The organism is Streptomyces spongiicola, from assembly GCF_003122365.1.
GTDB classification, from domain to species: Bacteria; Actinomycetota; Actinomycetes; order Streptomycetales; family Streptomycetaceae; genus Streptomyces; species Streptomyces spongiicola.
Genome location: NZ_CP029254.1, coordinates 4,393,659 through 4,417,471 on the forward strand (window position 1 = coordinate 4,393,659; position 23,813 = coordinate 4,417,471).

At 73.0% G+C, this 23,813-nt stretch carries 18 protein-coding genes; 11 read left to right on the top strand and 7 right to left on the bottom strand.

Annotation, left to right across the window (positions count from 1 at the left end; translation table 11 throughout):
* Positions 1–167: 167 nt before the first annotated feature.
* Genes DDQ41_RS19450 through DDQ41_RS31380 form a run of 4 tightly spaced genes read right to left on the bottom strand, consistent with a single transcriptional unit; the run spans position 168 to position 3,209 of the window.
* Positions 168–1,091, bottom strand: a complete 924-nt coding sequence (locus tag DDQ41_RS19450) for an inositol monophosphatase family protein (protein WP_262508508.1) — start codon at positions 1,089–1,091, stop codon at positions 168–170.
* Positions 1,088–1,723 (bottom strand): hypothetical protein, encoded by a 636-nt coding sequence (locus tag DDQ41_RS19455; RefSeq protein ID WP_109295622.1) that lies wholly within the window; start codon positions 1,721–1,723, stop codon positions 1,088–1,090. The genes DDQ41_RS19450 and DDQ41_RS19455 overlap by 4 nt, the downstream gene beginning before the upstream one ends.
* Positions 1,720–3,048, bottom strand: coding sequence for a carbohydrate kinase family protein (locus DDQ41_RS19460; protein ID WP_262508509.1), 1,329 nt, complete (start codon positions 3,046–3,048; stop codon positions 1,720–1,722). Before DDQ41_RS19460 ends, DDQ41_RS19455 begins: the two co-directional genes overlap by 4 nt.
* Positions 3,048–3,209, bottom strand: a complete 162-nt coding sequence (locus DDQ41_RS31380; protein WP_162602704.1) for a hypothetical protein — start codon at positions 3,207–3,209, stop codon at positions 3,048–3,050. The genes DDQ41_RS19460 and DDQ41_RS31380 overlap by 1 nt, the downstream gene beginning before the upstream one ends.
* A 379-nt stretch (positions 3,210–3,588) precedes the next feature.
* On the opposite strand from DDQ41_RS31380, the gene DDQ41_RS19465 reads away from it, so the two are divergent.
* Positions 3,589–4,650, top strand: a complete 1,062-nt coding sequence (locus DDQ41_RS19465) for a hypothetical protein (protein ID WP_245991506.1) — start codon at positions 3,589–3,591, stop codon at positions 4,648–4,650.
* A 12-nt stretch (positions 4,651–4,662) separates the two neighbouring features.
* A complete protein-coding gene (locus DDQ41_RS19470; RefSeq protein WP_109295624.1) occupies positions 4,663–5,217 on the top strand; it encodes a GNAT family N-acetyltransferase in 555 nt (184 codons plus the stop codon).
* A gap of 1,178 nt (positions 5,218–6,395) precedes the next feature.
* Here the strand turns inward: DDQ41_RS19470 and DDQ41_RS19475 are convergent.
* The gene (locus tag DDQ41_RS19475; protein ID WP_162602705.1) at positions 6,396–7,055 is read right to left on the bottom strand and encodes a C1q-like domain-containing protein; all 660 of its coding nucleotides are present in this window, start codon (positions 7,053–7,055) and stop codon (positions 6,396–6,398) included.
* A gap of 424 nt (positions 7,056–7,479) precedes the next feature.
* On the opposite strand from DDQ41_RS19475, the gene DDQ41_RS31385 reads away from it, so the two are divergent.
* The 4 genes from DDQ41_RS31385 (at position 7,480) to hisC (ending at position 12,879) form a co-directional block, all read left to right on the top strand.
* Positions 7,480–7,626, top strand: a complete 147-nt coding sequence (locus DDQ41_RS31385) for a hypothetical protein (RefSeq protein WP_162602706.1) — start codon at positions 7,480–7,482, stop codon at positions 7,624–7,626.
* 549 nt (positions 7,627–8,175) lie between these two features.
* Positions 8,176–10,311, top strand: a complete 2,136-nt coding sequence (locus DDQ41_RS19480; RefSeq protein ID WP_262508673.1) for an FAD/NAD(P)-binding protein — start codon at positions 8,176–8,178, stop codon at positions 10,309–10,311.
* Positions 10,308–11,753 (top strand): 3-carboxy-cis,cis-muconate cycloisomerase, encoded by a 1,446-nt coding sequence (pcaB, locus tag DDQ41_RS19485; protein WP_109295627.1) that lies wholly within the window; start codon positions 10,308–10,310, stop codon positions 11,751–11,753. The genes DDQ41_RS19480 and pcaB overlap by 4 nt, the downstream gene beginning before the upstream one ends.
* 49 nt (positions 11,754–11,802) lie before the next feature.
* A complete protein-coding gene (hisC, locus tag DDQ41_RS19490) occupies positions 11,803–12,879 on the top strand; it encodes a histidinol-phosphate transaminase (RefSeq protein ID WP_109295628.1) in 1,077 nt (358 codons plus the stop codon).
* A gap of 150 nt (positions 12,880–13,029) precedes the next feature.
* Here the strand turns inward: hisC and DDQ41_RS19500 are convergent, their stop codons facing one another.
* Both DDQ41_RS19500 and DDQ41_RS19505 read right to left on the bottom strand, forming a co-directional pair.
* A complete protein-coding gene (locus tag DDQ41_RS19500) occupies positions 13,030–13,254 on the bottom strand; it encodes a tautomerase family protein (RefSeq protein ID WP_109295629.1) in 225 nt (74 codons plus the stop codon).
* 242 nt (positions 13,255–13,496) lie between these two features.
* On the bottom strand, positions 13,497–17,792 hold the full coding sequence (locus tag DDQ41_RS19505) for a non-ribosomal peptide synthetase family protein (protein ID WP_109295630.1): 4,296 nt from the start codon (positions 17,790–17,792) through the stop codon (positions 13,497–13,499).
* 418 nt (positions 17,793–18,210) lie between these two features.
* Here DDQ41_RS19505 and DDQ41_RS19510 point away from each other — a divergent pair, with 418 nt between their 5' ends.
* Genes DDQ41_RS19510 through DDQ41_RS19530 form a run of 5 tightly spaced genes read left to right on the top strand, consistent with a single transcriptional unit; the run spans position 18,211 to position 23,768 of the window.
* Entirely contained in the window at positions 18,211–18,510 is a 300-nt protein-coding gene (locus DDQ41_RS19510) for a chorismate mutase family protein (RefSeq protein WP_245991505.1), read from the top strand.
* Entirely contained in the window at positions 18,507–20,582 is a 2,076-nt protein-coding gene (pabB, locus tag DDQ41_RS19515; protein ID WP_109295631.1) for an aminodeoxychorismate synthase component I, read from the top strand. Before DDQ41_RS19510 ends, pabB begins: the two co-directional genes overlap by 4 nt.
* On the top strand, positions 20,579–21,454 hold the full coding sequence (locus tag DDQ41_RS19520; protein WP_109295632.1) for a prephenate dehydrogenase: 876 nt from the start codon (positions 20,579–20,581) through the stop codon (positions 21,452–21,454). The genes pabB and DDQ41_RS19520 overlap by 4 nt, the downstream gene beginning before the upstream one ends.
* A 17-nt stretch (positions 21,455–21,471) precedes the next feature.
* Positions 21,472–23,148: a class I adenylate-forming enzyme family protein gene (locus DDQ41_RS19525; RefSeq protein ID WP_109295633.1), complete on the top strand. Its 1,677-nt coding sequence runs from the start codon at positions 21,472–21,474 to the stop codon at positions 23,146–23,148.
* A complete protein-coding gene (locus DDQ41_RS19530) occupies positions 23,145–23,768 on the top strand; it encodes a mycothiol-dependent nitroreductase Rv2466c family protein (RefSeq protein ID WP_109295634.1) in 624 nt (207 codons plus the stop codon). Before DDQ41_RS19525 ends, DDQ41_RS19530 begins: the two co-directional genes overlap by 4 nt.
* Positions 23,769–23,813 lie beyond the last annotated feature (45 nt).

Consider the following 23,813-nt stretch of genomic DNA (forward strand, 5'->3'; position numbering starts at 1 on the left):
ATCGAACAACGCGTACGCCGGCTCGGCGTACGCCCCGCACCGCTCATGCGAGCCCCGATGCGCCTGCCACACGGTATATGACGCTCCGTCACCCCGCGTACGGGACGTTCGCCGGCCCGGGGTCCCCTACGCCGATCGTGCCGCCGGCCCGCCGGCCGCGCCCCCGGTCAGCCCTCCCACAGGCCCGCGAGCCACCGTGCGACCTCGGGCGCGCCCACCGCCAGAACCGGCGAACCGAAGGCGAACGCCCGCCCGTCCGCGCCGAGCACATCCCGGCCGCGTTCCCGGCACAGCGCCACCCCGGCCGCCACGTCCCAGGGCTTGGGCGCGAGGCACACGCAGGCGTCGAGCCAGCCCTCCGCCACGCCCACGAGGTCCAGCGCCATCGAGCCCTGTGCACGGACCCGGTAGGCCTCGTCCTGGACGCGGTCGAGGACCCGCCGCGTAGCGCTGCCACGGGCCGGGCCCGCACCGGTTCCGGAGACGCCCACGACCGCGCGGCGCGGGTCCCCGGCGAGTGGGCGGGCATCCTCCGGGCCGCCGGGCGCCGTCCAGCGTCGCCCGAGGGCCGGGGCGCCGACCACGCCCACGAGCGGCACTCCGTCCCGTACGTAGGCCAGCGACACGGCGTACATGGGCGCGCCTCGTGCGAAGTTCACCGTGCCGTCGATCGGGTCCAGCAGCCAGCAGCGCGGCGGCAGTGGCGCGCCCGGTGCCGACGACTCCTCACCGATCACCGGCACCCCCGGCGTGCGGGCGGCCAGCGCCCTGGTCATCCGCGACTCCACCTCGGCGTCGGCGGCGGTGACCTCCTCGCCGGCGGCCTTGAGGCGGGCGACCGACCATTCCCGGCCCGCCGAACGCAGCCAGGCGACGGCCTCGTCGACGGACGCCTCCGCTGCTTCCCGCAGGCCGGTCATGCCTGTCACGCCGGTCATGCCGCCCACGTCATCCACGTCGCCCACGCCGCTCATCCGGTCGGAGTGGCCGGCGTGGCCGGCGTGGTTCCGGGAGCCGGCGTGACTCACCGGGCCCCCGTGGGTCGCGTCGGTCGGGTGGTTCTCGTCGCTCGCGTCACCGGCGCCGGTCATGGGTGGCCCAGCGGCGCCTCGAGAAGCGTCTGCGCATGGGCGCCGTGCTCGCCCATGACGTAGAAGCTGAGCCGGTCGAACACCCACTCCTTGGCGACGGTCACCCGGTCAGGTGCGGTGCGCACAAGCTCCCGGGCGGTCTCCTCCTCGGCGCGGCCCAGCGTGATATGCGGGGCGCAGGCGTCACCCGTGTACCGGTATCCGTAGCGGCGCCAGCTCGCACGCTCGGCGGCGGTGAAACGGGACACGTCCTTGTCACCGTCGAAGGATTCCCGGTCGAGGTGCCGCTCCAGCACCGCGAGCGTGGCCGCCTGCAATTCCACGAGCGGCCGCGGTCGTTCCAGGGTGAGGAACAGCCAGCCGGTCGGCTGGTAGGCCACGCCCGTACCGGCGAGGGCCGCCTCTCCCCGCAGACCGATCTCGACGGCCGCCGCGCCGATCAGCCCGAGCGCCTCCTTCGGAGCGAGCGACTCCGAGAAGGGCCCCTGGAAGAGCGTGACGCGGGGGAGGTTGCCGTCCGGGTCCAGCGGCGGCCGCAGCGGCACGTCACCGCCGAGGTCCCTCTGCAGTCGCACGGCGGCACGCAGATGGTCCGTACGCGGGAGAAGGGCGACACCGAGCCATCTCGTCACGGTTGAGCTCCCAGTTTCGTGATCACGTGGAGGGCCGCGTCAAGGCCGCGCCGCATGCAGACCCCTGGCGGCTCGCCGGCCAGCCAGCCGGCGATGACACCGGCGTCGAACGCGTCGCCACCGCCCGTTCTGTCCAACGGCACGACCGGGACGGTGGGTTCATGGATCAGCCCTCCTTCGGCGGTGGCCCACACGGCGCCGTCGGCGCCCAGCGTCACTATCACATCACCGGAGACCAGTTGCGCGATGCGCTGTGCTGTTCCGGCGGCCGCGCCGGAGGGAACGGCCGAGGGTGCTTCGCGGGCGTGCGGCAGTCGGGCCGCCTCGTCCGCGTTCATGAAGTTGAGCGCCGCTCCCCGTGCGAGTGGGCTCATGTCCCGGCCGTTCCACTCGACGGAGACGCTCCGGCCGGCCCGGTGCGCGAGTCGGACGACGCGACCGAGCGCGGGCGTGGGTTCGCCGACGACATGGAGGTGATCCGCTGTGCGAAAGTCCTGTTCCGTCACGGCGTCGAAGGCGAGTGAGCGGTCCGCGCCGGCGAACGTCAGCATCCGCTTCGCGCCGCCGGACGAGAAGACGACGGCCATGCTCGTCCGGGCTCCGGCCTGCACCCGCACCAGCGAGGTGCCGACGCCGCTCGCGTCCAGCGTCTCCAGGCACACGGCGCCGGCGGTGTCGTCGCCCACGGCGGACACCAGCTGTACGGAGCAGCCCTGCCGTACCAACCCCACGGCGGTGTTCGACGCGGCGCCTCCCGGCAGCACGGCGCACTGTCCGCCCGGCGGCTTCTCGTGCTCCGCGGGCAGCCGGTCGGCCTGGGCGAGGACATCGAGGTCCGGCGAGGGGCGAGGCGGTCGGAGGGTCCACGGTTGCGCCGCGGGCGCTTCCGGCTTCCACTCGGCCGCGTCGAGGGCGAGCCAGTGCTCGACGGTCACGTGCTCGAACGGGACGCCGATCTCCTGGTAGATCCGGGTGTGCATGGCGCCGAACCAGGCGCCCCGACGGTCGTCGAAGAACGCGCGGTCGTACCAGGCGACGCCCAGCAGGACCGTCCCGCCGCCGTTCTCGTCGTCCGGGTCGGCCTCGAAGTACGTGCACTCCCAGTCCCAGAGCATCTGCTCGTCGGGGCGGGAGCGCAGCCGCTCGTCGCTGGCGCGCAGGTGCGCGTCGAGCACGACCTCGGTCCGCTCGGCCCGGTTCCCGGCGATGACCTCGGCGGCTCGGGCGCGGGCTCGGCTGTTGGTGTTCCACTCCAGCCCGGTCCGGTATCCGTCCTCGCCAAGCGGGCTCGATCCCGTGTGGCTGATGGTGAGGGGCGCACTCATCAGGCTTCGTCCTTCGGCCGGCAGCGGGTGCACCGGCAGGGCGGGAAGGCGAGGGAGTTCATGGGCGGGCTGTCCCGGACCCCGGGCCCGACGACCACCTCGGCACGCTCGTGGACGACCTGTCCCGTCTGGCCGTTGACGTCGTAAACACGAATGGTCATGGGCATGCGCACTCCCGCTGCTCAGGGTCGTTGTGGTTCGGTGTGTCACCAGTGCACCGCTTGAGGGGGCGTCATGGGCGAGTGGGCACCGGACGTTTGGGCGGACGTTTCCGCGCCCGAGTCCCGGGGCCAGATCTCTACGGTGGGTACACGACCAGTAGCTGCGAGGGGGACGCGCATGACGGAACAGGAGTCGGGCGGGCTGGCACGGTTACGGCGGGCTGCCGGCCACACGCAGGAGACGTTCGTCAATGCGTTCCGGCAGGAGTCCGCCCGGCTCGGTGTAGCCGCGGCGGTGAGCGTTCGCCAACTGCGACGGTGGGAGAGCGAGACGCCCCCGCCCCTACCGCACCCGGGCCGGCAAGCCGTACTTGAGGCCATGTTCGGCATGCCCCTCGCCGAGATGGGGTTCGACGTCCCCGGTCATCGCGTGACGGTTGCGGCACCGATCAGCGACGCCGGAGAGGTGAAGAGGAGAACGTTCGTCGCAGACGCGGGCGCCCTCGCTGCCGCTGCCCTGCTGCCCGCCGCGCCGGGCCCACGCATCGGCACGGCCGATCTCGGGCGGCTGAGAGAGCACCTCGACGGGCTCTACCAGACAGACCACACCGCGGGCAGCGTGCCGGCGGGCACGCAGGCCGAGCGTATCGAGGCGGAGATCACGCGAGCCCTGAGCAGCGCCTCGTACACCTCCGGCGTGGGCCGTGAGCTACAGACGATGCTCGCCGAGCTGCACGGTCACCGGGCCTGGTACGGCTACGACGGCGGACGCATCGCGGAGGGTCGCGCCGCATGTATGGAAGCCCTCGCCGCGGCGCAGCTCGTCGACAACCCGCTGCTACAGGTCTCCGTGCTGGAGACGCTCGTACTCCTCGCGGTCAGGGCCGGCCGGTCCTGGGAGGCTGCGAGTGCCGTGGAGAACGCCTACCGCCTTGCAACCCGAGCAGGGGCGGGTGCGACGGTGCACCTCGTGATCGCGCTCCGCGACGCGAACGTCGCCACACACGCTGGGGACCTGTCGGGCGCACGCCGCGCCCTGTCCCGTGCCGTCAGCTACCAGGGGCGCGCGGACGCCGACGCGGACGTGCCCAACTGGGCCGGGTTCGTGGGCCCGTTCGAGGTCGACTACGCCACGGCGGACATGTACGTACGAGCGGACCAGCCCAAGCGCGCAGTGCCGTTCCTCCGGGCGGCCGTGCGCGGCATTGGCGGTGGACTCGCCCGGAACAGCGCCTCGTACCGCGTCAAGCTCGCCGGCGTCCTCCTCGCCGCGGGGGAGGTCGACGAGGCGTGCGCCGAGGTGGGCGGCGTGCTGGATACCTGGGGAGGCATCGCCTCGCCCCGACTGCTGGGCAAGGTGCACGATTTCCAGCGGGCGGCCGGGGTAGTCGACAGCCCAACCGCCCGCGAATGCGTGGCACGGATCCGCGAAACCGTGTGAGAGGGCCGCCGGATGAGTCAACCAGCACCGCCCAGCGTCGAGCGGCTCGACGGGCCGGCCGCCGCCAGGGCCGAGGAAGCGTTCCGCCTGGTCTACGCCGATGCGTTCGCCGAGCCGCCCTACGACGAGACCGAGACCGACGTCGCAGCCGCGTTCCGCCGCTTCCGTTCCCAGACCCGCAAGGCCACCTTCCGCGGCGCCCTGGCGAGCGCCTCGGACGGCGAGGCTGTCGGCATGGCGTACGGCTACCCTCTCGGGCCGCAGACGGGCTGGTGGGACCAACTGACCGCGCCCGTGCCCGACGAGATGCGGCGCGAGGACGGCCGCCGGACGTTCGGTCTGATGGAACTCGCCGTACGTGCCCCATGGCGCCGGCAGGGCATCGCCCGCCGTCTGCACGATGCCGTCCTCGAAGGCACCGAGGCCGAGCGGGTCCTGCTCAACGTCCACCCGGACAGCAAGGCAGCCGTGGCCGCGTACCGAGCGTGGGGATACCGCAAGATCGGCGACGCGCGCCCATGGGCGGGCGCGGACCTGCACGACGTGATGCTGCTCGACCTTCACTGAGCTACTCCGGCGCGCGTAAGGCGCAGCGACCGGTCGCGGGAGCCTTCTCCCAAGCGCGCCCCCTATGCGCCCGAGGGAGGGGGAACCGGATGCGCCCCGACGATTCGAGGGTGGGTGGCAGTGCCCTGCGGTGTTCGCGCGCGCCCGTGCACAAGGCGCGACCCGGGCGCTCAGCACGGCAGGGGTTTTGGGCCATCCCTCGGCAAAGCCTCGGCCGTCGCTGCTGAGCTGCCGGTGCAGCTCGCCCATGGTTCCCTGCCATCCGCCGGGTGGGAAGGCAGGAGAGGCTGTCCAGTCGCGCAGCACGCCGGCGACTGGGTGACCGCCGAGGACGGAGTCGTTCAAGGCATTCTGCGCCCCGTTGAACGCATCGAGGCTGCGCCAGCCTGTGACCCGGTCGAGAGCGTGGAGCAGCTCGGCGAAACCGGCGAGCCGAGGACGTTCGGTGAGGTCGGCGGCAGAGTGGGGGAGGTCGGCCCATACCTCGGCGGCGAGGTCGAGCAGGGCGCCGATGATGCGGGGCGTCGAGGTAGACCGTGCGGCAAGGCGACTCCGCGAACCCGTAGAAGTCATCCGCGCCCGGCGGTTCGGTCCGCCCGGTCCGCCCGCCGTCCCGCGCGGTGTCCGTCCGCAGCCGAGGTGTGCCGTGTCACCAGGCGGCGGCGGGGCACGCGCTCCGGTGCGGGCGGGGTGGGCGCCGGCTGCACCCCGGCCGCACCCCGGCCGCACCCCGGCCGCACCGGCGGTGGCGGGCAGGTCCCGCAGGGCCTCTCCCGCCTGGCCGTCGCACCCGGTGGTGCGGTGGGGCGTCTCGGAGCTGCGGCAGGAGCTGCTCGGTCCCGCCGGTGGGCGGTCTGTCAGCTCAGGCCGGCGCCCCCGTTCGGGCGTGGCGGGAGGCCTGACAACCCCTCTCGGGCATCCCGCGCCCGCACCGCCGCTTGCCGGGCCGGGGGAGATGAGGGTGGTGGGTGGTGGGTGGTGGGCGAAGGACGGTGGTGGCGGGTGGTGAAGAATGGGGTGGGGACGGGCTGGACGCGGAGCGCGCCGCCGCGGGAAGCGGCCTCGGCCCTGTTCTGCTCGCCCGCGTCGACGGGATGTCGTGCGGCGGGTGTCGGGTGTCCGGATCCGTTCTTCCGGGAGCCGCTGCGAGCCGTCCGCCCCGTCGCCGACGGATGACTCTAGGCCGGGTCTCCGGGTTCGAGCAGTTCTGCCTGGAGTACCGGGGCCAGGGGGTCGTCGTTGTTGCCGACGACCGTCTGTGAGATGGCGTCGTTCCCCGTGTTCTGGAACAACTCGACCGAGATCACATCGCCTTCGTCCAGTTCGATGACGGTGGTGACGGCCTGTGTCGCGAAGCTGGAGACCGCCCTTTGCTCGTTGAACGCGACGACGCCGCCGTTGACCGCGAGGAACACGTCATGGGCTCGGTTGCCGCCGACGGTGAGGTTGCCCCAGGAGACGTTCGCGGTGAGGAGGTAGCGGCCGGGTGTGTTGACGACGAGAGTCGAGTTCGCCGGGTCGAACATCGCGTCCGTGTCGTACAGGGCCTGGTCGAACAGGACCCGCGTCAGGGTGCTGGACGGGACGGTCTGAGGTGATTGGTCGCGGAAGACGCTCGCGCCGACGTCGACCTGCTGCTTGCAGCCGCGCTTCGGATCCTTTCCGCAGCCTTCGGTGCCGGGATCCGGGCTGCTCGACACCGTGGGGCGCTCGGTGGTCGCCTGAGCCGCCGTCGCAGGTGTGGCAATTCCAAGGGACAGGGCCAGTGCGCATGAGGCGAGCGCGGTCAGTCGGGCGCGGCGGGATCGCATCCCGATTCCGTGAGCGGCGTTCTTCATTATGAGGACTCTCCGTCTTGTCTTTCCGCCGCCTTGTTGCGGCGAGGGAAAGACTGGTCCGCCGGTGTTTCTCCGGCAACACGCATGGTCCATATCAATGACGAATTGGGCCGGGCGGGTGTCCGGTGGGCGCTTGTTCGGGTGACGGGTCGTGGCACCGCGCTGGTGCACCTTCGCGGGGCACGACCCGCCCCGGTGAGACGAAACGCGTCCGCGTACGCGGCTTTCGCTCGACTCTGTCCCCCTTTACATCCTTCGCTTCCCGGCAGTGCGCCGATCCGAGGGATTGGCTGCCTTGTCCGAGACCGGTGCGCCTTCCCATAGTTGCTGTCAGAGGTTGTGACGACAGTTTCCGGCCCGCGGGCACCCTTGCGCGGTGTCCCGCGAGGGGCCGTGACGGCAGATCTTCCACTGGGGGAAACCGATGGCGCTCGGGGAGTCCGGCCGCAGTCTGCGAGACACCGCAGCAGCGGCCGACACCGCCATGCTGAGGGCTTCGGCACGCGGTGCGGAGGAGTGCCTGGTCCGCGCGGACGTGATCCAGAGCCTCATCCCCAGCCCGCTCCGCTAAGTCCGGGACCCGGCGCGGACCGGAGGGCTTCGGCGCCCGCCCTGTCCGGGGCGGCACCGGCCCCGTCCGCCTCCGCGGCGGGGCGGGCAGGCGTGTCCGCGCAGCACCGCGTTCCCGTGCCGGCGTCCTCGGCGGCAGCGGCCTGCGGGGGCTCGCGGGCGCGGGCCGTGCCGGCGGCGGCTCCGCCTCCGGCGCCGCGCCTCTGCCGACGTCCCGCCGCGCCGCGCCGCGCCGCCTAACGGTTCCGCCTTGTCTCCGCCCTCCCGGAGTCTTCCTGCGGACCGCCGCCACCACGCGTCGCCGGCGCCCGGCCTGTGCGGCGGTGGAGGGGGTGGGCGTGCCCGTACGTATTCCCCCGCATCCGGCCGTGGGACCGGTCTCCCTCCCCTCGTCTCCCCCTCGCCCGCCACCTTCCCTTTCCTCTCCTCCCTCTTCCCCTCCACCGTCGAGCGGAGAACGCCCGTGAAGAGCAGCACGCCAAGCAGCAGGTCAAGCAGTACGTCAAGCAGCAGGTCAAGCAGCAGGTCAAGCAGTACGTCGGCCGTCGCCATCGTCGGGGCCGGCCCCCGTGGACTCTCGGTCCTCGAGCGCCTGCTCGCCCAGGAGCGGAAGTCCCCGTCCGCGAGTCGTCTCACGGTCCATGTGGTCGACCCGCACCCACCGGGCCCCGGCCGGGTGTGGCGCACCGACCAGTCCCGGGAACTGCTGATGAACACCGTGGCCTCCCAGGTCACCGTGTTCGCCGACGCCAGTGTGAACCTGGTCGGACCGGTCGAGGACGGGCCCAGCCTCCACGAGTGGGCCCGGGACGTGGCGGCCGGTACGATCCCCGTCCCCGGGGAAGGGGGAGCGGACGCCCTTGAGGAGGCCCGCCGCCTCGGCCCGGACGACTATCCCAGCCGTGCGTTCTACGGGCACTACCTGGACTGGGTGTTCCGGACGCTGGCCGCCGACGCGCCGGGGCATCTGGAGATCCGGGTGCACCGGGAGGTCGCGGTCGCGCTGGACGACGAGTCCGGTGTGCACGGTGGACGCCAGACGCTGCTGCTCGCCGACGGCACCCGGCTGCCGGGCCTGGACGCGGTGGTGCTGGCGCAGGGCCATGTGCCGGTCCGTGCCACCGCCGAGGAGCAGCGGCTCGGGGCCTTCGCCGCCGAGCACGGTCTGGTGTACCTCCGTCCGGCCAACCCGGCCGACACGGACCACTCCCGGATAGGGCCGGGCGAGAGTGTGGTGCTGCGCGGTCTCGGTCTCAACTTCTTCGACCACATGGCCCTGTTGACCACCGGGCGGGGCGGCTCGTTCGCGCGGGTCGACGACCGGCTCGTCTACCACCCGTCCGGGCGGGAGCCGCGCATCCTGGCCGGATCCCGGCGCGGCGTCCCGTACCACGCCCGGGGTGAGAACGAGAAGGGCGCCTACGGGCGGTATCTGCCGAGGCTGCTGACGGTCGAGAAGGCGGACGGACTGCGGGCGCTCGCGGCCGAGGGCGAGTGGATCCGGTTCGGCACCCACCTGTGGCCCCTGATCACCGCGGAGGTGGAGAGCGTCTACTACGCGGCCCTGCTGGCCGACCGGGTGGACGCGGACGAGCTGACCGCCTTCACCGACCGCTTCCTGCTGGCCGGGGACGCGGCGGAGAGGGACCGGCTGCTCGACGCGGCGGGGGTCGCCTCCGCCGAGCGCTGGGACTGGGACCGGATCTCCCGGCCTTACGGGGAGCGGGAGTTCGCCACCGCGGAGGACTTCCGCGACTGGCTGCTGGCGTACCTCCGCCGGGACGTCGCCGCGGCCAGGGAGGGCAACGTCAGCGGCCCGCTCAAGGCGGCCCTCGACGTGCTGCGCGACCTGCGCAACGAGATCCGTCTGGCGGTCGACCATGGCGGGCTGGAGGCGAACTCCCACCGGGACGAGCTGGAGCGCTGGTACACCCCGCTCAACGCCTTCCTGTCGATCGGCCCGCCCACCTCCAGGATCGAGGAGCTCATCGCCCTCGTCGAGGCCGGGACGGTCGAGATCATCGGCCCCGGTGTGGTCGTCGAGACGGTCGTCGACGACGGAGGCGGCGCCGCCTTCGAGGTGGGTTCCCGGCGGATACCGGGGCAGCGGCACCGGGCCGGGGCGCTGGTCGAGTCGCGGCTGCCCGAGCCGGACCTGCGGCGTACCGGCGACCGGCTGATGCGCCATCTGCTGACGACCGGGCAGTACGTGCCCTACCGGATCCTCGGTGAGTGCGGCAACGAGTACGAGACCGGTGCCGTCTCGGTCTCGGGCCGGCCGTACCACCCCCTCGACGCCGAGGGCCGCGCTCATCCGCGCCGGTTCGTGCACGGTGTGCCGACCGAATCGGTGCACTGGGTCACCGCGGCCGGCATCCGGCCGGGTGTCGGCTCGGTCACCGTCGAGGACTCCGACGCGATCGCCGCCGCCGTGCTCACCCTGCTGGCGGACGACGCCCGTGACCGTGACCGTGACCGTGCCGACGCGGACGCTGCCGCCCGTGACCGTGCCGACGCGGACGCCGACGCCGACGCCGATACCCGTGACGGTGCCGACGCTGCCGCCCGTGCCGACGCCGACGCCGACGCCGACGCCGATACCCGTGACGGTGCCGACGCTGCCGCCCGTGACCGTGCCGACGCCGACGCCCTCGCCCTCGCCGACGCCGGGGAGGCCGTGGCATGAACGACCACGGGATCGACGCGGGACTGCTCTCCCCGGTGCGGGCCGGCACCCCGGTGGAGGCGGCCACCGGGGACCGGGCATGGCTCCAGGCGATGCTCGACGCGGAAGCGGCCCTGGCCAGGGCCCAGGCCCGGCTCGGCACGCTGCCCGCGTCCGCCGCCGCGGCGATCAGCTCCGCCGCGCGTGCCGAGCGGCTGGACGCCCGGACCCTGGCCCTGGCCGCCCGGGAGACCGCCAACCCGGTGGTCGGCCTGGTCCAGGCGTTCACCTCCGCCGTCGCCGCCGACGACCCGTCCGCCGCCGAGTACGTCCACCGCGGCTCCACCAGCCAGGACATCCTGGACACGGGGACCATGCTGGTCGCCGCCCGGACGCTGCGGCTCGTTCTCGCCGACCTCCGCCGCACGGCCGACGCCCTGGCCTCTCTCGCCCGGGAGCACCGCGACACCCCGATGGCCGGCCGCACCCTCACCCTGCACGCCGTGCCCACCACCTTCGGCCTCAAGGCGGCGGGCTGGCGCCAGCTGGTACTGGAGTCCGCCGAGCGGCTGGAGCGGGTCCTCGACCACGGGCTGCCGGTGGCGCTCGGCGGCGCCGCCGGGACGCTGGCCGGATACCTGGAGTACGCGAAGGTCGACGGCGGCGTCCCCGGCCACGAGGTCGGCGACTACCTCGACCGGCTCACCGCGGCCTACGCGGAGGAGACGGGGCTGTCCAGGCCCCTCCTGCCGTGGCACGCGCTGCGTACCCCGATCGCCGACCTGGCCGCCGCGCTGGCCCACACCGCGGCGGCCCTGGGGAAGCTCGCCGTGGACGTGCAGGTCCTGGCCCGCACCGAGGTGGCGGAGGCCTGCGAACCCGCTCCGGCGGGCCGCGGGGCCTCGTCCGCCATGCCGCACAAGCGCAACCCGGTGCTGGCGACGCTGATCCGTTCCGCCGCGTTGCAGGTCCCCGTGCTGGCGGCCGGTCTGACCCAGTGCCTGACCACCGAGGACGAGCGGTCGGGGGGCGCCTGGCACGCCGAGTGGCTGCTGCTGCGCGAGTGCCTCCGGCTGGCGGGCGGCGCCGCTCACACCGCGGTGGAGCTGGCGGAGGGCCTGACCGTCCGGCCGGAGCGGATGCGCGCCAATCTCGACCTGACCGGCAGCCGGCTCGTCACGGAGCGGGTCGCCGCCGTCCTCGCGCCCCGGGTCGGCAAGGCGACCGCCCGCCGGTGCCTCACCCGGGCGTCCGTCCTGGCCGACCGCGAGGGCCGTCCGCTGGCCGAGATCCTCGGCGGGCTGCCCGAGCTGAAGGACGTCTTCGCCGACGGTGAACTCGCCACCCTGCTGGACCCCGAGGGGTACACCGGGGCCGCGGGGCCGCTCGTCGACCGCGCCCTCGGCAGGGGACCGGGTGGCGGCGGCGGAGGTTCGCGCCTCAACCCGTCCGTACCGGGGTGAGCGCCCCGCCGACCGCCCGCACGCCCGTTGTGAGAAAGGCAGAAACCCTGTGACCGACCGTCAGCACGGCCCCCGGCCGCGGCCGAATCTGGACGCCCTCTCGGCCCACCGCCCCGGGAAGCCGGACTACGCCGGCTCCTTCGTCCTGTCCGCCAACGAGAACCCCTACCCGCCGCTGCCCGGGGTGCTGGAGACCGCGGTCGCCGCGGCGGGCGGCTGCAACCGCTACCCCGACATGGCCGTCGGCGAACTCACCACCGAGCTGGCGCGGCACTTCGGCGTCCCCGCCGGGCACGTCGTCACCGGACCCGGCTCGGTCGGCGTCACCCTGTCCCTGGTGCTCGCCATGGCCGGGGAGGGCGACGAGGTCGTGTTCGCCTGGCGCTCCTTCGAGGCGTACCCGGTCGTCACCCGGATCTGCGGCGCCGTCCCCGTGCCCGTCCCCCTCACCGCCGACGGGGCGCACGACCTCGACGCGATGCTCGCCGCGGTCACCGACCGCACCCGGGTGGTCTTCGTCTGCAACCCGAACAACCCGACCGGCGCCGCACTGCGCCGCGACGAGCTGGTCCGCTTCCTGGACGCCGTCCCCGCACACGTCCTGGTCGTCCTGGACGAGGCGTACCTCGAGTTCGCCCGAGACGCCGCGGTGCCCGACGGCATCGACCTGTACCGCGACCGCCCCCACGTCTGCGTGCTGCGCACCTTCTCCAAGGCGTACGGTCTGGCCGGCCTGCGGGTCGGCTTCGCGATCGCGCACGAGCCGGTCGCCGCCGCGCTGCGCAAGACGGCCGTCCCGTTCGGCGTCAGCCAGCTCGCCCAGGACGCCGCCGTCGCCTCGTTGCGCGCCGAGAAGGCGCTGCTGGAGCGGGTGGAGGCGCTGGTAGGGGAGCGGACGCGGGTCACCGCCGCACTGCGGTCACAGGGTTGGACGGTCGGCGACTCCCAGGCCAACTTCGTCTGGCTGCGGCTCGGCGACCGGAGCCTGGACTTCGCCGCGGCCTGCGCCGAGGCCGGCGTGGCGGTCCGTCCCTTCGAGGGCGAGGGCGTACGGGTCTCGATCGGCGAGGCGGAGGGCAACGACGTCTTCCTGGCGGCCGCCGAGGTGTTCCGCAAGCAGATCTGAGCACCCGGGAAGTGGCCCCGCGCCGCCGGACCCGGGTTCCGGCGGCGCGGGGCTTCGGTGCGTCAGCGACGTGGTGCTTCGGTGCCTCAGTAGTTCGGCGCTTCGGCGCTTCGGCGCCTCGGTGCCTCAGCGCTTCGGTGCCTCGGCGCTTCAGTAGTTCGGCTGCTTGTGCAGCAGTGCGCGCCGCTCCACCACCTCCGGGCGGTAGACCCGCTCGTTCCACTCGGACGGGTCCACGGGCTCCAGGGCGATGGACACGGCGTCCTCGGTGCAGCCGAGGTTCTCCGTCAGGGCCGCGGTGATCGCGGCGACCAGGCGGGCCGACTGCTCCTCGCCGACCGGAGTGGGGAAGTGCTTGATGTTGACGTGCGGCACGTTGGTCTCCCTGGTTGGGTGTGAGGTGGTCCGGGTGTGGCTGATGCCGGTCCGCGGTCCGCGGTCCGCTGTCCCCGGCTGACTGGCCGTTCCGATCGGTGGGTTGGCTGTTCCGTTCGGTCGGCCGGCTTGCATTCCGTTCGGCCGGCCGGCCGGTCCGTGCGGGCGATGTAGGGCGGCCGACCCGTCCGTGCGGGCGTTGCGGGGCGGGCCGGCCGGCCCGTGCGGGTGGGGCCCGCCCGTCAGTCCGTGCGGGCGAGGAGGGGGCCGATCAGGCGGGCCAGTTCCGCCACGCCGGGCTCGCGCAGGATGTCGTAGTGGCCGGAGCCGAGTTGGTGGACCCGTGGCTCGGTGGCCGACCAGCCGGTGCTGCCGTCGAGGAACGAGTAGTCGTCGCCGGCCGCCTTCACGACGGTCACCGGTGCTTCGACGCGCCGGGTCCGCAGTTCGCCGAAGGTGTAGCCGAAGTCGTAGGTCTGTCGGACCACCGCGGTGATCCGGCGGACCATTTCCCGGTCCAGGCCGTCGAAGTGCCCGGTCAGGTGCGAGACGAAGCTCTCCTCGTCCGTGGTGGCCCGCAGGCAGGCCTCGAGGCCGGGTCCGGTGACGGCCCCCGCGAAGACCGAGTACAGGATGGTCAGATAGGCCGGGTCGGTGTACGAGGCGCGGCCGCTGCCCGCCGTGCGGAGCTTCGGTGAGCCCGGGGCCAGCAGGAGCAGCCGGTCGACCCGGTGGCCTTCGCGCTCCAGCAGATGGGCGGTCTCGAAGGCCACCCGCGCGCCGAAGGAGTAGCCGCACAGGGTGTACGGGCCGTTCGGCTGGACCTCGGTGATGGCCCGCACGTCGCGCCCCGCCATCTCGGTGATCGTGGCGTACGGCTGCTCGCCCGCGTTGACGCCGTGGGCCTGGATGCCGAGGAACGGCCGGCCGGCGTCGAGCCGGCGGGCCAGGGGGCGCAGGTTCATCGGGTAGCCGCCGAGGCCCGGCCAGCAGTACACCGGCCGGCCGGCGCGGGCGGCGCCCAGTGGTACCAGCCTGGAGGAGGAGGCGCCCCGCTGTCCGTCGACCCGCCGGGCCAGTTCCTCGATGGTCGGGGACTCGAACAGCACCTGGAGCGGCAGCGCGCAGCCGAACCGGCGGTTGACGCGGTTCACCAGGCCGACCGCGATGAGGGAGTTGCCGCCGCACTCGAAGAAGTCGTCGCGTATGGAGGCGGCCTGCTGCCCCGTACCGGCCTGCCACAGGTCGCGGACGATCCGCTCGGTGGTGGTGCTCGGTGCGACGAAGGGACGGCCCGCGGTCGCGAAGTCCGTCTCCGGCGCGGACTCCAGTGCCCGGAGGTCGACCTTTCCGCTGGCGGTCAGCGGTAGCCGGTCCATGACCACCAGGCGGTGCGGCACCATGTAGTCGGGCAGGAGTTCCACCAGGTCGGCCCTGATCATCTCGGTGGGCCCCCGCATGTGCACGCTGTCCTCGCGCATGCCCCGGTGGGCGAGCTGTCCGGCGCTCACCCGGCCGCCGACGAAGAAGTACGAGGGGCCCGTGGGTCGCCCGGCGGCCCGGAGCACGGCCTCCATCCGCCTGGCGGCGGGCAGGTCGTGGCCGGTCCTGGAGCTGTACCCGGAGGGCATGAAGCCGAAGCCGGCGCCGTTCATCTGGAGCCGCTGGAGCCGGCGTCCCAGGTCGAGGTAGGACCGAGGGTGCTCCGGGGCCGGGCTGACCAGCGTGATGCCGAACGCGGCGCGCTCGTACACCTGCTGGTTGATGGCGATCACATGCCGTTTGAGTACCAGCTCGTCCGCGATCCGCTCCAGCGCACCGCCGGTGTGGTGGTACTGGCCGGCCGCCATGCCGGGCACCCGGCCGGGGTGGACCTGCAGATACACGTCCACGGGGACGTCCGGGCGGTCGGCGCGGTACGGGACCAGATCGAAGGCCCCGAGGTAGTGGTCCTCCTCGGCGCAGTGCAGACGGCGCATCGAGCCGGGCGTGTGCGGGGCCTCGGCGATGTCCAGACCGTAGGCGGGGAGCACCTCCTCGAGCAGGCCGGCCATGTGCCCGGCCTCGATCTCCAGGACCTCCTGGACGTTGTTGCGGTACACCGGTGCGATCGCTCCCCGCCGGCCGGCGAAGTGGAAGCGGATCCCGGGCCCGCCGTCCCCACGAGGCCCGCCGTCCTCACGAGGCCCGCCGTCCCCACCGGGTCCGCCGTCCTCACGAGGCCCGCCGTCCCCACCGGGTCCGCCCGGTCCCGCTTCCCCGCCCGGCCCCGCGTCGCCGGCGTCCGCGGCGCATCCGTCGTCCCCGCCGTGTCCGCCGCCCCCGCTGTGTCCGTCGTGTCCGCCGGGCCCACCGCGCCCGTCGCGTCCGTCGCTCCCGGCCTCGATCAGGTACACCCGGTGCTCCACCGGGTGGTAGTACCAGTGGCCGGGGGCGAGGCCGGCGCAGCCGTCCGGGCCGGTGACCTCCAGGTAAAGCTGGGCGGCGTACAGCGAACCGGGCGAGGCGTAGCCGTACTTGGGCAGCAGCCGCTCGTCGCTGGTGTACTGGCCGAAGTAGCGCAGGACGGCGCCGAGTTCGGCTGCCCGCAGTTGTTCGGGCCGTCTCGGGGCGGCACCGGGGGTGCGGGCGGCGAGCAGGGCGAGCAGCTCCTCGGGGCGGGTCTCGCCGCCCTCGTAGAAGCGGTAGGTCTTGCGGGCGAACACCCGTCGGCACTGCTCGGCGGTGGGGGTGCGGCCGGGGAGGTCGACCCGGTGGCGGCCGGCCAGGTCGGCGGTGTCCCGGCAGCCGCCGTCGGAGAGCTGGGCGCGCACCTGGAAGCGGCCGGCCTTGGAGACGTGGTGCCGGTCGTGGCTGCCCTGGTCCATCAGGGCGGCCTCGCGCGGGCTGAGTTCGACGCAGGCCACGAGGCTCCGGTGTCCGGACGCGGGGTCGTCCTTGACCAGCACGGCGGCGTTCCTGACCCAGTCGTGGGTCTCGATGGCGAGTCGTATCTCGTCCAGCTCGACCCGGTAGCCGCGCAGCTTCACCTGCCGGTCCACGCGGCCGTCGAACCGGTAGGTGCCGCCCTCCCGGTGGACCCGGTCGCCGGTGCGGTACAGCACGGCGTGCGCGGGGTCGGTGGAGAACGGGTTGTCCAGGAAGCGCTCGGCCGTCAGGTCGGGGCGGTGCCGGTAGCCGCGGGCGACCTGCACGCCGCTGATGTAGAGCTCGCCGACCGCTCCCGGAGCGACCGGTCGCATCCGCTCGTCCAGCACATGGAAGGCCAGGCCGTCCACGGGGGTGCCGATCGGTACGCCGGACGGGCCGTCGGCGACCGACGACGGGTCCACGGTGCAGGCGGAGGCGTTGACGGTGCACTCGGTGGGCCCGTAGAGGTTGACCAGTTCGCACTTGTGCAGGGTTTCCGTGAAGCGCTGGGCGAGTCGCCGGGACAGCGCCTCCCCGCCGCAGAACACCTGGGTCAGCGTGTCGCAGTCGGGCAGCCGGTCGGTGTCGAGCAGCGCCTGGAGCAGGGTCGGCACACACTGCATCACGGTCACACCGTGCCGGACGACGGTGTCGAGCAGGGCTCCGGGGTCGCGGTACGCACCGGGTGCGGCCGGCACGATCCGGCTGCCGAGGCACGGCGCGAGTATCTCCCACTGGGCGGCGTCGAAGCTCATCGGCGTCTTCTGGAGCACGGTACTGGACGGGCCGAGGCCGTACGTACGGGCCAGCCAGCGCATCTGGTGCGCGATGGCGCGGTGCTCGACCATCACGCCCTTGGGCCGGCCGGTGCTGCCCGAGGTGTAGATGACGTAGGCGAGGGCGCCGGGAGGGGGTGCGGCGGGCGCGGGGGAGCCGGCAGAGGGTGCGGCGAGAGGGGGTGCCCCGGGAGACGGTGCGGCGAGAGGGGGTGCCCCGGGAGACGGTGCTGCGGGCGCGGGGGAGGTGGGCACGCCGGGTGCGAGTGTGGGTGCCCCGGGAGACGGTGCGGTGGGTGTGGGTGTGGGCGCGGTCGCGGGTGCGCCGGGCGCGAGCGAGCCGGGTGCGGGTGCGGGTGCGGGCGCGGGTGCGCCGGCCGGGCCGTCCGCGGCGGCGCGGGCGCCGGCGGCCAGTTCGGCCGGGGTGACGAGGGCGGTGCCGGGCGGTGCGAGGGCGGCGAGCCGGTCGCGGAGCGGCGCCTCGGTGAGCAGCACCGGGGCGCGGGAGTCCTCGGCCATCGCGCGGATGCGCTCGTCCGGGTAGTCCGGTGACAGGGGGAGGTAGGCGGCTCCGGCGAAGAGGACGCCCCAGACGGCGACGGGCAGGGCGGCGGAGGGTTCGAGGAAGATCCCGACGCAGTCGTCGCGGCGCAGTCCGCGGCTCCTCAGGCCGGCCGCCAGTTCCGTGGCCCGTCCGACGAGTTCCGCGAAGGTGAGGGTCTCGTCCCGGTACTCCACCGCGATGTCGTCGGGGCGCTTCCGGGCCTGTGCCGAAAGCAGTTCGACAAGGCCCGGTGCTTCGTCTGTTCCTCGCTCCGGAGCCACCGGCCCGCCCGCGGTCAGGATTTCCACAACGCCCCCCGTCCGAATGGATTTCCATGCGCCGAATAAATCGAAACTATGAGTTCATCCTGGCCTTTTTGGCAAGCGGCTCGGGTGTCGGGTGTCCGATTGCCCGCCCGGGCATATCGGGATGGATTTCCGCAAACGGTGCGAGATGTTGCCCGGGTCGCCCGGCGGCGGTGGTGGTTCTCGGCCGGTTTTGTGCTCCGACGGCCCCCGTCGCACCCTCTTGACCGCTCAACTAGGTAGGATTTTGACCGTTTTTGATGCTGTATGAACCCCGGAACTTCACGCACTGCGTGGATCCGAACCATCGCGACCGTGGCACCGGAGAGGGCCGGGCGGCAGAGTCGTGACCGTCAACGGGGCGCCGAGGGAGTTGTTTTCCGGCGGCTTCGGCAAGAGGCGCAAAACAAAGGGGGAGTTCGTGCTGGATAGTCCGTCCGATGATGGACTCGAAATTCTCCGGGCGAAGCTCGACAGCATAGACCTGCGTTTCCTCGAGGAACTTCGCGCCCGTATCGAGACCTGCGTGGAAATAGCGCACCACAAGCGCGAGAACGACGTCCGGATGATGCAGCCGCATCGGATCAGGCTCGTCCAGGAGCGCGCGGCCCGCTTCGGCGAGGAGCACGGGATCAGCCAGGACTTCCTGCGCAGGCTCTACGACCTGATCATCGAGGAGACCTGCCGGGTCGAGGACGTGGTCATCGGGGCCGCACCGTGAGAACTCTGCTGATCGACAACTACGACTCCTTCACCTACAACCTCTACCAGCTGCTGGGCGAGACCAACGGCCGCCCGCCGGTGGTGGTGAGGAACGGCGCCGACTTCTCCGAGCTGCGCTTCGAGGACTTCGACGCGATCGTCATCTCCCCCGGCCCGGGACGCCCCGACCGGGAGCGGGACTTCGGCATCAGCCGGCGCGCGATCCTGGAGAGCGGCCTGCCGGTGCTCGGCGTCTGCCTCGGCCACCAGGGCATCTGCCACCTGTTCGGTGGCGAGGTCGTCCACGCTCCGGAGCCCATGCACGGCCGCGTCTGCCCGGTCCGGCACAACGGCACCGACATCTTCGCCGGCCTGCCCAGCCCCTACGACGTGGTCCGCTACCACTCGCTCGCGGCCGGCCCGCTCCCCGACGAACTGGAAGCCCTCGCCTGGACCGGGGACGGCGTGGTGATGGGCGTGCGGCACCGGACGCTGCCGATCTGGGGCGTCCAGTTCCACCCGGAATCCATCAGCAGCCAGTACGGCCGCGAGCTGCTCGCCAACTTCCGCGACCTGGCCATGGCCCACCACGCGGCCCGCCGGCGCGAGCCGCGCTACACGGTGCACGTGCGCCGGGTGGACGCCGAGCCCGAGGCCGAGGCCGCGTACCGCGAGCTGTTCACCGACCACGGCACCGCGTTCTGGCTGGACAGCAGCAGCGTCATCGACGGGCTGTCCCGGTTCAGCTTCCTCGGCGACGGATCCGGTCCGCTGGCGGAGTACGTGACCTACCGGGTCCAGGACGGCACCGTCCGGATCACCCGGCCGGGCTGCCGCGACGGCGGGGGCGAACTCGTCCAGCAGGGCTTCTTCGACTATCTCGACGAGCAGCTGCGCCTGCGCGCCGTCCCGCGGCCCGAGGGCCTGCCGTTCGACTTCAACCTCGGCTACGTCGGCTACCTCGGCTACGAGCTGAAGGCCGAGGCGGGCGCCCAGGCGGTGCACAAGGCGGAGACCCCGGACGCCGCCGTGCTGTTCGCCGACCGGATGCTCGCGCTCGACCACGCCGAGGGCGCCGCCTATCTGCTGGCCCTGTCCGAGGACGGGGACCACGCCGCGGCCGTCGCCTGGCTCGACCGCGCCGAGGCCGCCGTGCTGGCGCTTCCCCGGAAGGACGGCGGGCCGCGCGGTGAGGCGGCCGGTTTCCGCGGTGCCGGCATGACCGACCCCGAGGCCGAGCCGATCGTCGGACTGCGGCACGACAAGCAGGCCTACCTGGACCGGATCGCCGAGAGCCTGGAGGAGATCCGCAACGGCGAGACCTACGAGGTCTGCCTGACCAACACGGTCGAACTCAGGGCCGAGGTCGACCCGCTGCGCACCTACGCCTGTCTGCGGAAGATCTCGCCCGTGCCGTACGGCGCGCTGCTCGACTTCCCCGGGGTGGCGGTGCTCAGCGCCTCGCCGGAACGATTCCTCACCATCGGCACCGACCGGGTCGCCGAGTCCAAGCCGATCAAGGGCACCCGCCCGAGGGGGGCCACCCCGGCCGAGGACGCGGCACTGCGCGAGGACCTGCTCTCCCAGGAGAAGGACCGCGCCGAGAACCTGATGATCGTCGATCTGATCCGCAACGACCTGAACGTGGTCTGCGAGGTCGGCTCGGTGCACGTGCCCGCCCTGTTCCGGGTCGAGACCTACGCGCCGGTGCACCAGTTGGTCTCGACCATCCGCGGCACCCTGCGGCCCGGGGAGTCGGCGGTGTCCTGCGTGCGGGCGGCCTTCCCGGGCGGATCGATGACGGGCGCCCCCAAGCTGCGCACCATGGAGATCATCGACCGGCTGGAGGAGGGCGCCCGAGGCGTCTACTCCGGCTCGATCGGCTGGTTCTCGCTGAGCGGCGCGGCCGACCTGAACATCGTCATCCGCACCCTGGTGGCGACCGGGGACCGGCTCAGCTTCGGTGTCGGCGGGGCGATCATCGCCCTGTCGGACCCGGAGGAGGAGTACGCGGAGACGGCCGTGAAGTCCCGTGCCGTGGTCTCCGCCGTCCTCGCCACCGCGCTGGAGCCCGCGGGGAGCCGGCCGTGATCCGGCGCTGTGTGGTGGTCGGCGGCGCCGGCGCGGTGGGCCGGCTGTTCGCCGAGCGGCTGCTGGCCGGCGGCGCCCGGGTGGCGGTGGCCGACACCGTGGAACCGGGCGCGGAGCCCGCGGGCACCCACTACGTACGCGGGGACGTCACCGCTCCCGGCGCCCGCCTGGAGGCCGACCTCGGCCATGCCGACCTGGTGGTGCTCGCGGTGCCGGACGCCGTCGCGCTGGCGGCCGTCCCCGGTCTGGCCGAAGTGCTGCGGCCCGACGCGCTGCTGGTGGACACCCTGTCCGTCAAGCAGCCCGTCACCGCGGCCCTGCGGGCCCACGCCCCGGCCGTGCAGGCGGTCGGCCTGAACCCGATGTTCGCCCCGGCCCTCGGGTTCGAGGGCCGCCCGGTGGCCGCCGTCGTGGTCAACGACGGGCCCCGGGTCGGTCCCCTGCTGGAACTGGTCGGCAGCTGGGGCGCCAGGGTGGTGCCGATGGACGCGGCCGAGCACGACCGGCTTGCCGGCGCCTCCCAGGCGCTCACCCACGCCGCCGTACTCGGCTTCGGACTGGCCCTCACCCGGCTCGGCCCCGACATGGGGAGGATCCGCGAGATCGCCCCGCCCCCGCACAACGCGCTGCTCGCCCTCCTGGCCCGGATCAGCTCCGGGGCGCCCGCCGTCTACCGGGACGTCCAGGCGGCCAACCCCGAGGCCGCGGCGGTGCGCAGGGAACTCGCCGAGGGGGTGCGCGTCCTGGCCGATCTGGTGGAGCACGGCTCCGAGGAGGACTTCGCCGCCCTGCTCGGACGGCTCCGGGGCCAACTGGGCGAGCACGCCCCGCACTACCGCGACCTGTGCGCGCGGATGTTCACATCCCTCTGACAAGGAAGATGCACCCCATGGCAACGTTCGCCGCGACCGTCCTGACGCCCGAGCAGCGCGAGCAGCTGGCCGCCGACTCCACGGTGGGCGGTGGCAACCTGCTGCGGTCGGCCATCGCCGCCAACCCCCGTCCCGAGCTGCCGTTCGTCCACTCCTACCGGGCGATCACCACCACCTCGGGCGAGAAGACCCACGACCTCAGCCTCAACGACATCGACGCCCTGGCCCAGAGCTGGTCGGTGTACTACCTGGCCCAGGGCGTGCGCCGGGGCGACCGGGTCGCGGTCTGGTTCGAGGACTCCTTCGCGTACTCGGTGCACTACTACGCGATCGCGCAGATCGGCGCGGTCGCCGTACTGATCAACAGCAACGCCACCGGCCCGATCGCCCGGTCGCTGCTGGAGCAGACCGCTCCCGTGGGCCTGTACGCGGACCGGGAGCGGCTCGCGCTGCTCGACATGTCCCTGCTGCCCGGCATCGCCTGGACCCGCACGGCCGAGGAGCTGCCCGCGCCGCCGGCCGCGCGGCTCGCCGACGGCGACTACTGGAACCACCACGCCGACGACCCGGTGGTGATCCTGCACTCCTCCGGGACCACCGGCCGCCCCAAGCCGACCATCCACACCCACAGCACCATCGTGGCGGGCCCCAGGTTCCGCCTGGTGGACCACACCGAGACGCCCGGCGCGCTGATGATGACCGCGCTGCCGCAGTCCCACCTGGGATGCGTCGCCTACACCACGTACGCGGTGCTCGGCGGCACGCCGATCGTGGCGCTGAGCGACCGCAAGGGCGACGAACTGGCCGCCGCGGTGGAGAAGTACCGGCCGACCTCGGTGATGTCCTTCGCGCACGGCTACGCCGAGCTGGCCTCCGCCGAGCTGAAGCCGGGTCAGCTCGACTCCGTGCAGGTGTGGGTGTCGATCGGCGACGCGGTGCACCGCGCGCACATCGACAAGGTGCTGAAGAGCCGCAGCGCCGAGTTGCCCCCGTCGGCGTTCTTCGACCGCCTGGGCACCACCGAACTGGGCTGGGGCTGCCTGCTCCAGGTCCACACGCTGGAGGACAAGCCGAACGACCGGTGCGCGGGCAAGCCGGTCGGCGTCGCCGAGGTGGCGATCCTGCGCCCCGACGGCTCGGTCGCCGACACCGGCGAGGTCGGCTACCTGGCCGCCCGCGGCCCGGCGGTGACGCCCGGCTACTGGGGCGACTCGGCCACCACCTACTCCTTCAGGATGTCCGGCTACTGGATGCCCGGCGACATGGCGTACCGGGACGAGAACGGCGACTTCTACCTGGTGGACCGGGCGGTCGACGCCATCCACACCGCCCACGGCACCGGCTACTCGGTCTTCATGGAGGAGGTCGTGCTGCTCCGGGTGCCCGAGGTCGAGGACGTCGCGGTGGTGGCCGGCCGGGACGGCGGGGCCGTCGTGCCCGTCGCGGTGGTCACCGCCGCCGGGTCCGCGGAGCCGGAGAAGCTGCTGCTCCTCGCCAACGAGGCGCTGCGTGCCGCCGGCCATCCGGAGCTGGGATTCCTGGAGATCGCCGCCTCGCAGGAGGACTTCCCGGTGGGAGTCACCGGAAAAGTGCTGAAGCGTCAGCTCCGGGAGAAGTACGCTGCCTTGTCCGAGTACCGTCAGTCGGCGCAGGGCAGGTCCTTCGCCGCAGTCAACCCCGGAGACGCCGCGTGACCAGCAGTACCGTCCAGACCGCGAAGGTCGACTTCTACTTCGACGCCGCGTGCCCCTTCGCGTGGATCACCTCCCGATGGATGCTGGAGGTCGAGCGCGAGCGCGACGTCGAGCTGCGCTTCCACGCGATGAGCCTCTACTTCCACAACGAGGGCAACGAGCTCCCGGACTGGTACCGCACGCTCGTCGACAAGTCGATCGGCCCGGCCCGGGTCGCCGCGGTGGTCGCCGCCCGGCACGGGCAGAAGGCGCTGCGGGACCTGTACACCGCGTACGGGACCCGGATCCACGAGAAGAAGGCGGAGGACTTCGACGAGGTCGTCGCCGAATCCCTCGCGGAGGCGGGCCTGCCCGCCGAACTGGCCGCCGCGGCCCACGACCCCGCCCACGACGAGACCCTCCGGGCCAGCCACGACGCCGGCCGGGACCCCGAAGCGGGCGGATACGTCGGCACCCCCACGATCCACGTGGACGGCACCGCCTGGTTCGGCCCGGTCCTCCGCGCCATCCCGCGCGGCGAGAACGCCGCCCGGCTCTTCGACAGCTTCCGGGTGCTGGCCGGCCACCCCGACCTGTTCGAGCTGAAGCGCACCCGAACCGGCGGTCTCGACTACAGCTGACCCGCCCCGCGCGGACCCCCACGTGCGAACCGCTCCTGTCCGGGG